The sequence below is a fragment of the Acinetobacter sp. YH12023 genome, from assembly GCF_013420135.1.
GTDB lineage: Bacteria > Pseudomonadota > Gammaproteobacteria > Pseudomonadales > Moraxellaceae > Acinetobacter > Acinetobacter amyesii.
This window is the reverse complement of record NZ_VOYU01000024.1, coordinates 1-8862: the sequence shown is the minus strand read 5'-3', so window position 1 is coordinate 8862 and position 8862 is coordinate 1. Positions and strand designations below refer to the sequence as shown.

The following is an 8862-nucleotide window of genomic DNA, read 5'->3' as shown; positions in this document are numbered from 1 at the left end:
ACCAGTATTGTTGTTGCGGCGCTCTGTAAGGCTAGTCTCATCTGATTGCTGACGAGCAGACGTCGCCCGGTATTCCTTAATCGAGGGTTGATTCGTCATGACCACCACACGCCCCGCGTGGGCCTATACGCTGCCGGCAGCACTGCTGCTGATGGCTCCTTTCGACATCCTCGCTTCACTGGCGATGGATATTTATCTCCCTGTCGTTCCAGCGATGCCCGGCATCCTGAACACGACGCCCGCTATGATCCAACTCACGTTGAGCCTCTATATGGTGATGCTCGGCGTGGGCCAGGTGATTTTTGGTCCGCTCTCAGACAGAATCGGGCGACGGCCAATTCTACTTGCGGGCGCAACGGCTTTCGTCATTGCGTCTCTGGGAGCAGCTTGGTCTTCAACTGCACCGGCCTTTGTCGCTTTCCGTCTACTTCAAGCAGTGGGCGCGTCGGCCATGCTGGTGGCGACGTTCGCGACGGTTCGCGACGTTTATGCCAACCGTCCTGAGGGTGTCGTCATCTACGGCCTTTTCAGTTCGATGCTGGCGTTCGTGCCTGCGCTCGGCCCTATCGCCGGAGTATTGATCGGCGAGTTCTTGGGATGGCAGGCGATATTCATTACTTTGGCTATACTGGCGATGCTCGCACTCCTAAATGCGGGTTTCAGGTGGCACGAAACCCGCCCTCTGGATCAAGTCAAGACGCGCCGATCTGTCTTGCCGATCTTCGCGAGTCCGGCTTTTTGGGTTTACACTGTCGGCTTTAGCGCCGGTATGGGCACCTACTTCGTCTTCTTCTCGACGGCTCCCCGTGTGCTCATAGGCCAAGCGGAATATTCCGAGATCGGATTCAGCTTTGCCTTCGCCACTGTCGCGCTTGTAATGATCGTGACAACCCGTTTCGCGAAGTCCTTTGTCGCCAGATGGGGCATCGCAGGATGCGTGGCGCGTGGGATGGCGTTGCTTGTTTGCGGAGCGGTCCTGTTGGGGATCGGCGAACTTTACGGCTCGCCGTCATTCCTCACCTTCATCCTACCGATGTGGGTTGTCGCGGTCGGTATTGTCTTCACGGTGTCCGTTACCGCGAACGGCGCTTTGGCAGAGTTCGACGACATCGCGGGATCAGCGGTCGCGTTCTACTTCTGCGTTCAAAGCCTGATAGTCAGCATTGTCGGGACATTGGCGGTGGCACTTTTAAACGGTGACACAGCGTGGCCCGTGATCTGTTACGCCACGGCGATGGCGGTACTGGTTTCGTTGGGGCTGGTGCTCCTTCGGCTCCGTGGGGCTGCCACCGAGAAGTCGCCAGTCGTCTAACCGACGACTGGTAGCAGGCCCGCTCCGATGCGGCGCACTAACCATCGAAACCTCGTGAATGTCGGTATCCTGTCTGGCAGGATACCGCTCATTTCCCTTGTTCAGTTCATCGCCGTCGCCGAGCATCTGAATTTTCGGCATGCGGCCAAGGCACTTGGTATCAGCCAGTCGAGCGTCAGCGCGCGTGTGAAAGCGCTGGAGGATAACCTTGGTGTCCTGCTATTTGAGCGCCATGCGCGGGGCGTTCGGCTAACAGACGCAGGCAGGCACTTCATGGGGCACTGTTGCAAATAGAGATTTGAGTCGATGATGTTCCCTTTAAAAAGTACTTAGAGACCGAAAACCCTGTTGATTAGACACACTTCACCCTGAGGCTGACCATAATAAAATGACGATGCTTGTCCTTTACGTAGTGCACGCATGACTTCAATACCTTTAATTGTGGCATAAGCCGTCTTCATAGATTTGAATCCTAATGTGGCCCTGATGATCCGCTTTAGCTTGCCATGATCACATTCAATCACGTTATTTTTATACTTAATCTGCCTGTGCTCAAGGTCTGGTGGACATTTACCTTCCCGTTTTAACCGTGATAAAGCACGTCCATATGTGGGTGCTTTATCCGTGTTGATCACTTGTGGAATTTGCCACTTCTTCACATTATTTAAAATTTTTCCAAGAAAACAATAAGCTGAATGGGTATTTCGTCTAGCAGAAAGATAGAAATCAAGAGTATGGCCACGTTGGTCAACTGCACGGTATAGATATGCCCATTTGCCATTCACTTTTACGTAAGTTTCATCCAGATGCCATAAATGTCGATCTGTAGGATTACGCCAATACCAACGTAAACGTTTTTCCATTTCTGGAGCATAACGCTGAACCCAGCGATAAATTGTGGTGTGATCAACATTCACTCCACGTTCGGCCAGCATTTCCTGAAGTTCACGATAGCTGATGCCATATTTACAATACCAACGAACAGCCCAAAGAATGATTTCACCTTGAAAGTGCCGACCGTGGAAGGGATTCATCTGCTGTATCTCGAAATAAATAAGATATTTAGCTTATCATGTCAGCCTATTTGCAACAGTGCCCAACTTGCGACACTAAATTGGGTAGATTGGTTCAATAAAGAGCGTGTACATAGTGCACTAGGTTATGTATCACCTTTTGATTTTGAAGCAATGTACTATGATAAGATTAACCCGTTAGGTCAGGTGGCCTAACTTAAATAAAAAACTCTCCGACAAACCCGGTACGGTTCACCTTTATCTTTGTTTGTGATGAATACATTAGCAAGTTCCCATTTAGGTGCTGCATGAGAGAGAATTGGTAAAGATAGACAGAGTCCTAAGATAAACTTTTTCATTAATTGTCCTATGAAATCTCATAATGATTTGTTAAATCATAACTTAATTTATTGCTGATCTAGCTTAGCTTATAATTAATTTGAATTATTTTTACGTTGTTTGAGAACTTCTAATCCTAAATCCTTCCAAATTTGCCATTTCATATCATTTGGGTCTATTTCAGCAGTTTTAAGCAGAATTCCAAGTAATTCGGCTGGGTCACGCTGATCAAGGTTAGCAATTTCAAAAAGTGCGCCTAATTGAATGAGATGACGTGTACGAGCTTTTCGTTCAGCTTCCTTTTCTGCATTCAGTAATTTTCTGACTGCTATCTTCTGTTTATTCGCTCGATCTATGGCTTTTTCAGCTTTGATCAAGGCATTCAATTTTTTCTCTTGGTCGGGAGTACGGTATTGGATTTGAGCTAATTCTAATAAAAGCTTTTGTGCATCACTGGGATTCTTTAAAGCAGAAATGTAGGTAATTTTTTCAGACAGCCAATCATTATTCATATTCAATTCCTTAATTCATATACCGCAAAAGCACAGGCTCAATACTCAAAGAACGATAACAAAATAATTACGTCCAAGGTACGCAATTTTGTTAAAGTCGTTCTAGAGATTGTCGCCTGTACTTCCATCAAAAAATTGATGGCGCGCTTAGACGTTTCTCAATTTCATTGAGAAACCTAAGCACGTTAGGGACTTCATCCCTAAAACCCTGAAACTTCTTTTTTTCGTTCAATTGAAAATTGAATGAAAAAAAGAAGTACCAAAGCTAGGAGCAACAGCATGCAACTAAAACAGGTATTGGGAAAAATCAAAGATATTAGTTTTGGCGTGATCGCAGCACCGCTAATTATCATCATTATGATGTGGGCTTCGATACTTGATCAAAGAGCGTTTAAAAAAGAACGTAACCGAAAAAAGGAACAGGATAAGACCTAATGGCGATTGCTCGTTTAAGTGTCAAAGTCGGTAAGGCAGGTAAAGCAGCACCGCATGCCGAATATATTGATCGGGATGAAGAAAAAAAGCTGAAACAAGAACAGGCAGAAACCGACCTTGAACATAGTGCCTATGGGAATATGCCGAAATGGGCTGAACATAATCCGATTACCTTTTGGGAAGCAGCCGACCTTTACGAGCGCAAAAATGGCAGTACCTATCGAGAATATGAAATTGCCCTGCCTAGAGAGATGAATGCCAAACAACGTCTAGAACTGGTTGAGGAGTTCATTCAGTCCGAGATCGGCTCAAAATATCCATATCAGTTTGCGATTCATAACCCTAAAGCAATGGACGGCAACGATCAGCCCCACGTGCATCTCATGTTTAATGAACGTCTGCAAGATGGAATCGAACGAGATCCAGAGCAATATTTCAAACGCTATAACAGCAAAAATCCTGAACGTGGCGGAGCTAAAAAAGACAATACAGGCAAGAGTTACCAGGAACGAAAAATTGATATTAAAGACCTACGCCAAAGATGGGCGGATTTATGCAACAGCCATTTAGAAAAACATCAAATTGATAGCCGTATTGATATGCGAAGCTACAAAGAGCAAGGCATAGAGAAAGAACCCGAAAAGAAACTGTTACCAAGCCAAGCCAAAGACCCTGAAATTAGGGAAGCCCTACAACAATCACGTACAGCCTATAAAGAGCTTGAGCGACTAGACTTAGGCGACCCCAAACAAGACCTGAAAGACCTCAAAAACAGCCCAATTTCAGACAAAGAAATTAAACAGGGTATTGAGAGCTTTAAGGCTGATTTTGACAGCTTTAAACAGCTTGCTTTGGAACAGTACAAACAACAGCAGAAATTAGAAAGAGAGCAACAGAAAACAATGAAGTTTAGAGGGATGAGCCGATGACACCTGATGAAAAAAAGCTATATGCACTAATGGCAGTTGCAGAACAACAGCAGAACCTCGTCAATCAGGCCGTTAAAGAGCTTCAAATCACGAAAGAACACATTCAAAGCACTATTGCTGGGCAGACCCACCATACTGTATCAAAATCGCTAAATACGGGCTTACAGGAGGGTACAGCGGAGCTTATTAAGACCGCTAAAGCACTTGGACGCTTGAATAATTCAATTGAATCAGCCCGTGATCAGTTGTCATGGAAGCTCATTACCATTGTTCTAGGCATCTTTGCCATTCTGATGCTTGGTATCATTTGGCTGTTTAGTGTTTATATCAAACCTTTAGGCAATATCCCGCAGATCGAGAGCCTGAGACAGCAAGGCATCCAGTTTGATATTGGAAGTTGTAAAGTTGATGGAGAATCTAAACCGTGTGTCCGAGTGATGAAAAAGCAGTGCGGATATGGAAAAAATGGCGATTTTTGTGTCATAGACCCAAAATAATAAGAATATTTCTTATGCTAAAAGAAAATTCTTACTTAATTTCAATTCTACGAGAGGAAAAGGGGTAATCATGCCATTGATTGAATATTACGGCTTGTTATTTGAATGGCATGACCAAAAAATGGATTTAGTCTACAGAGGGCGTGAAATTACGTTCGAAGAAGTCTGTAGTATTTTCCTTGATCCTGCATTGATGTCTTTTGATGATGTAGGACACTATGACGAACAACGACTAATATCAGTCGGTTTAAGCAATCGTGGTAGACTATTAACAGTGGTTTGGGTTGAACGTGGAGATGTTGCGAGAATAATCACTGCATTTGAACCATCACATCACCAAAAGCGGAGGTACAGCAATGCAAAATGAATTAGAACGCTATAAAAATTTTGATCCTACCAATGCCCCATTGGTTAAACCTAGTTTTGTGAAAAAATTACAGGAACGTCACGCCATCGCTCAAGCAAAGGCTTTTGATGCTGATGTGGTGACATGGTTAGGTTCACAAGATAATGAAACAAAACAACATATTAACGATATGGTTCGCCATATTATGGCATTGAAACGTACTTAATTAGGTATGACCTCCCTTTTTTGTTTTAATGTTTGATTGATTAATTAGAAAGCTCATTTGGTATTCATACCAAATGAGCTTTTACTTTATAGTTTTTGAAGGATACGCCGTGGTTAAGGAAGTTGTTATGTTGAAACATTCAAGTTTGGAAAGAAAAGAGTTCAAGCATGAAGAACTTGCACTAATAAAAAAACTTGATTTCAACGATATTGAGATTATTAAGCCTGATAATCTTGGACAAATCTTAATTTGGACTTCTAAACTTGCTGAATATCATCATGCTCAATTTGTTGAATTTAGTCATAAGTTAGATATTGTTGATGAAATAGAAGAGCGAGAAGAGATTAACAATAAGATTAATTTTTATAGAAAAAGTAGAGTTTTAGAGAATCATATCAAGGATTTCTATCTAAAAAAGCTATTGGATCAAGGAGAAGCGACAGTAAAGGGATATATCAAACATCCGATTAAACAGGATACAAATTACGCTGTAATTTCTTATCACGGATATCATTTTGTTAGTTTTGCTACTCCAGAGATTATTGAAAAATTTCCCTTACATTTTATTGATTTTGTACAAAGTGAAACACCAAAGACATTAGCAGATATACACTCTGATGAAGCTGTACTGCTATCAACGGTTAAGAATTTTATAACGCCCTTTAAAGAACAATATAAAAAAATAAAGAGTAAAAATAAGGAGATCAAAGAACACAATACGGTCGTACATAAAATTTATATAAAAATTAAAAATAAAGAAGCAACTTTGCAAAAGCCAACAGATTCAAAGCCTAAAGAATCTAGCCCCAAATCTGATGAAAAGATTACTTTACCAGTAAAAATGAAGCAGGTAGCTATTCAGCAAAATATAGCTTCACAAGAAAAGTCAATTACTGTGATTAAGAAGCGAAAATTTGCTTTAAATAAGGATAAGTAAATTTGTAATTGTAAATTATAAAGAAAATCCCCCCTAAGCCTTGCAACTTAGAGGGGTTTTCCAGTAAATTCTACGGTACGCAGTTATTTGATGTTAACCCATCGAATAACGAAGATCATAAGGTTTGGCGACCGTTATGATTTCACCAAAGGCTGGTACCTGAACTCTATTTTCACAATAAACAGTGTTTAGATCAAGTCTCAAAATGATAAGTCTTCGTTAATCCGTGTTTTAAATCATCAAATAAGCATCATAGATCGAGCTTTGCCTGCTTCTGCGTGTCCGTTTTAGGGATTGGCATGCGTTGCATGTGGAGGGAATAAGTGTCACTGGTGCAACGTAGCGATAGTCGAAAGGCTAAACCGCTACAGGGGAATCTCACAAAAGCGGAGCGTTAAGAGTAGCTGTATAGGTTGGTTAAGTTGCATGTTGGGGAAACCCTCGCAGAGATACCGCCATACTTCGACAGGGAGCGCGTGGGAGAAGGTGCAAGACCTTTAGTCCTTGTCTGCATAGTCTGCAAAGCTATGTGCGGATACGACCGATATACGTGGCTCCGAAGCCAAAAGAATATGCGGTAAATCGGCAATACTTAAAGGATGTGTCATTTTTTTAAATGACCGCCTTTAGGGAGAGTATTGCCGAAACTCTCTCAACCGTTCACCAAAGCCAAAGCACGAAGTGCGACGCTTGGGTAACGAGTTGAGAAGTTGAGAGCATGTGCTTTTGCTTTTATAGGTTTTTATATTTTTATAGAAGAGCTTTTGAGAAGCTTGTTCTGCTTAGGCTATTATTAAAATCCAATTCTGTTTGTATTAATAATAATGTTATTAGAATATTTTCCTCTGACATCATCGCAAACAGTTGTATAGCTATAATATTCATAGGTTTTTAGAGTACCAATAATATAGCCTCTTTGAAAAATAGGTTCCCATTGATTAGTAAATGGGCTCAAGAAAAGACCTTGTGAACATTCAATCGCTAAATTATTTTTCACTACATTATTTTTAGGATTTGAGTGAACTTCTTTTATAGAAAAATATCTAATATCATTATTATTTGGTGCTGTTTTGATTGAATTTTTGTCTACATATATTTTAGAAATCTCACCTTGAACCGTACCGGGTTTGTCGGAGACCAAGCTTTCTGAGAGAATGTCCCGATGAAAAAAGTAAAATATACCCCTGAAATCAGAGAAAGAGCGGTTCAATTATTGATTGAATCCGAGAAAGATTATCCATCGAATTGGGCTGCGATCACCGCTATTGCTCCCTGAGCAGTATACTGCGCAAGGGTTGTACTCCTGAAACACTACGTGTTTGGTATCAAAAATATTTAGATAAACAAAATCCAGTTAAAGTACAGCAGCTTTCAGACCAAGAACGTATCAAACAACTCGAACGCGAAAATAAAGAACTGCAACGCGCCAATGAAATTCTACGTAAAGCAGCCGCTTTTTTCGCCCAGGCGGAGCTCGACCGCCCACACAAATAATGGTGGATTTTATCCATAATAATAAAGAGCTGTACGGAGTCGAGGCGATTTGTAGAATTTTACCGATCGCACCTTCAACCTATTACCGGACTCTAGATCTCTGTGAAAATCCAGAACATCGAGCAAAGCGAGATTTACATGACTTGCATCATGCTGAGGAGATTAAACGAATTTGGAAGGAAAGTTCAGGTCGGTATGGTGTACGTAAAGTCTGGCAAAAACTGAAACGTGAAGGCTATATTATTGCGCGCTGTACTGTTGCTCGATTAATGCAAAAGCTAGGTATAAAAGGTGTTTGGCGTGGTAAGAACAAACAAACCACCCGTAGCCGAGATGATCAAAAACGAGCGGATGACTTGGTAAAACGTAATTTTACTGCTGATCATCCTGACCAACTGTGGGTGAGTGACTTTACGTATATTCAAACAAATTCAGGCTGGGTTTATACTGCATTTATTATTGATGTGTTCTCACGAGCAATTGTTGGATGGAAAGTATCGACACGGATGAATACAGATATGGTGCTCGATGCATTGGAGCAAGCATTTAGGGCGGCAGAGGGGGCTGGAACGCTGAGTGCGCCCATGCCGCATTGCGAAGCAAAAGATAATCGGATAAAATGTAGCAATTCATATTCGTAAGCGTGGAGTAATCAGATGGGAAATTCCAAGTCAGCAGACAAGTAAGCCGCAACAACCAGTATTGTTGTTGCGGCGCTCTGTAAGGCTAGTCTCATCTGATTGCTGACGAGCAGACGTCGCCCGGTATTCCTTAATCGAGGGTTGATTCGTCATGACCACCACACGCCCCGCGTGGGCCTAT

General features: G+C 42.2%; 11 protein-coding genes, 2 pseudogenes and 1 other annotated feature. Of the genes and pseudogenes, 10 read left to right on the top strand and 3 right to left on the bottom strand.

All coding sequences use genetic code 11. The annotated features are described in order from the left end of the window. Nucleotides 1–97: 97 nt before the first annotated feature. Nucleotides 98–1312, top strand: coding sequence for a chloramphenicol/florfenicol efflux MFS transporter FloR (gene floR / locus FTT92_RS16335; RefSeq protein ID WP_000214122.1), 1215 nt, complete (start codon nucleotides 98–100; stop codon nucleotides 1310–1312). Nucleotides 1313–1339: 27 nt separating this feature from the next. Further along, entirely contained in the window at nucleotides 1340–1606 is a 267-nt protein-coding gene (locus FTT92_RS16330) for a LysR family transcriptional regulator (RefSeq protein ID WP_077170324.1), read from the top strand. Between the two features lie 35 nt (nucleotides 1607–1641). Here FTT92_RS16330 and FTT92_RS16325 read toward each other — a convergent pair whose 3' ends face one another. Next, a complete protein-coding gene (locus FTT92_RS16325; RefSeq protein WP_005028420.1) occupies nucleotides 1642–2346 on the bottom strand; it encodes an IS6 family transposase in 705 nt (234 codons plus the stop codon). A gap of 63 nt (nucleotides 2347–2409) precedes the next feature. Here FTT92_RS16325 and FTT92_RS16320 point away from each other — a divergent pair. Further along, nucleotides 2410–2541, top strand: a pseudogene (locus tag FTT92_RS16320) (IS3 family transposase); the annotation flags it as partial. Nucleotides 2542–2759: 218 nt separating this feature from the next. Here the strand turns inward: FTT92_RS16320 and FTT92_RS16315 are convergent. Then, entirely contained in the window at nucleotides 2760–3176 is a 417-nt protein-coding gene (locus tag FTT92_RS16315; RefSeq protein WP_108091264.1) for a conjugal transfer protein TraD, read from the bottom strand. 279 nt (nucleotides 3177–3455) lie between these two features. Here FTT92_RS16315 and FTT92_RS16310 point away from each other — a divergent pair, with 279 nt between their 5' ends. From FTT92_RS16310 to FTT92_RS16285, 6 genes are all read left to right on the top strand, one after another. Continuing rightward, nucleotides 3456–3611, top strand: a complete 156-nt coding sequence (locus FTT92_RS16310) for a hypothetical protein (RefSeq protein ID WP_002061201.1) — start codon at nucleotides 3456–3458, stop codon at nucleotides 3609–3611. Next, a complete protein-coding gene (locus FTT92_RS16305) occupies nucleotides 3611–4540 on the top strand; it encodes a MobA/MobL family protein (protein ID WP_119065094.1) in 930 nt (309 codons plus the stop codon). The genes FTT92_RS16310 and FTT92_RS16305 overlap by 1 nt, the downstream gene beginning before the upstream one ends. Next, nucleotides 4537–5037, top strand: coding sequence for a hypothetical protein (locus tag FTT92_RS16300; RefSeq protein WP_068550831.1), 501 nt, complete (start codon nucleotides 4537–4539; stop codon nucleotides 5035–5037). Before FTT92_RS16305 ends, FTT92_RS16300 begins: the two co-directional genes overlap by 4 nt. 70 nt (nucleotides 5038–5107) lie before the next feature. Continuing rightward, entirely contained in the window at nucleotides 5108–5404 is a 297-nt protein-coding gene (locus FTT92_RS16295; RefSeq protein ID WP_042087986.1) for a BrnT family toxin, read from the top strand. Then, nucleotides 5394–5609 carry a hypothetical protein gene (locus tag FTT92_RS16290; protein ID WP_042087985.1) on the top strand — a complete coding sequence of 72 codons (216 nt, stop codon included), beginning with the start codon at nucleotides 5394–5396 and terminating at the stop codon, nucleotides 5607–5609. The genes FTT92_RS16295 and FTT92_RS16290 overlap by 11 nt, the downstream gene beginning before the upstream one ends. A 127-nt stretch (nucleotides 5610–5736) precedes the next feature. After that, nucleotides 5737–6546 (top strand): hypothetical protein, encoded by an 810-nt coding sequence (locus tag FTT92_RS16285; RefSeq protein ID WP_108091266.1) that lies wholly within the window; start codon nucleotides 5737–5739, stop codon nucleotides 6544–6546. Nucleotides 6547–7339: 793 nt separating this feature from the next. Here FTT92_RS16285 and FTT92_RS16280 read toward each other — a convergent pair. Further along, nucleotides 7340–7687: a hypothetical protein gene (locus FTT92_RS16280; protein WP_159138984.1), complete on the bottom strand. Its 348-nt coding sequence runs from the start codon at nucleotides 7685–7687 to the stop codon at nucleotides 7340–7342. Between the two features lie 21 nt (nucleotides 7688–7708). Between FTT92_RS16280 and FTT92_RS16275 the strand changes: the two are divergent. Further along, nucleotides 7709–8681, top strand: a pseudogene (locus FTT92_RS16275) (IS3 family transposase). Then, nucleotides 7998–8114 (top strand) — a sequence feature (AL1L pseudoknot). (Overlaps the previous pseudogene by 117 nt.) Nucleotides 8682–8862: the final 181 nt, after the last annotated feature.

Excerpts from the sequence above, each read along its gene's own strand:
- floR (WP_000214122.1), top strand. The coding sequence starts at position 98 with ATGACCACCACACGCCCCGCGTGGGCCTATACGCTGCCGGCAGCACTG.
- FTT92_RS16330 (WP_077170324.1), top strand. The coding sequence starts at position 1,340 with ATGCGGCGCACTAACCATCGAAACCTCGTGAATGTCGGTATCCTGTCT.
- FTT92_RS16325 (WP_005028420.1), bottom strand. The coding sequence starts at position 2,346 with ATGAATCCCTTCCACGGTCGGCACTTTCAAGGTGAAATCATTCTTTGG.
- FTT92_RS16315 (WP_108091264.1), bottom strand. The coding sequence starts at position 3,176 with ATGAATAATGATTGGCTGTCTGAAAAAATTACCTACATTTCTGCTTTA.
- FTT92_RS16310 (WP_002061201.1), top strand. The coding sequence starts at position 3,456 with ATGCAACTAAAACAGGTATTGGGAAAAATCAAAGATATTAGTTTTGGC.
- FTT92_RS16305 (WP_119065094.1), top strand. The coding sequence starts at position 3,611 with ATGGCGATTGCTCGTTTAAGTGTCAAAGTCGGTAAGGCAGGTAAAGCA.
- FTT92_RS16300 (WP_068550831.1), top strand. The coding sequence starts at position 4,537 with ATGACACCTGATGAAAAAAAGCTATATGCACTAATGGCAGTTGCAGAA.
- FTT92_RS16295 (WP_042087986.1), top strand. The coding sequence starts at position 5,108 with ATGCCATTGATTGAATATTACGGCTTGTTATTTGAATGGCATGACCAA.
- FTT92_RS16290 (WP_042087985.1), top strand. The coding sequence starts at position 5,394 with ATGCAAAATGAATTAGAACGCTATAAAAATTTTGATCCTACCAATGCC.
- FTT92_RS16285 (WP_108091266.1), top strand. The coding sequence starts at position 5,737 with ATGTTGAAACATTCAAGTTTGGAAAGAAAAGAGTTCAAGCATGAAGAA.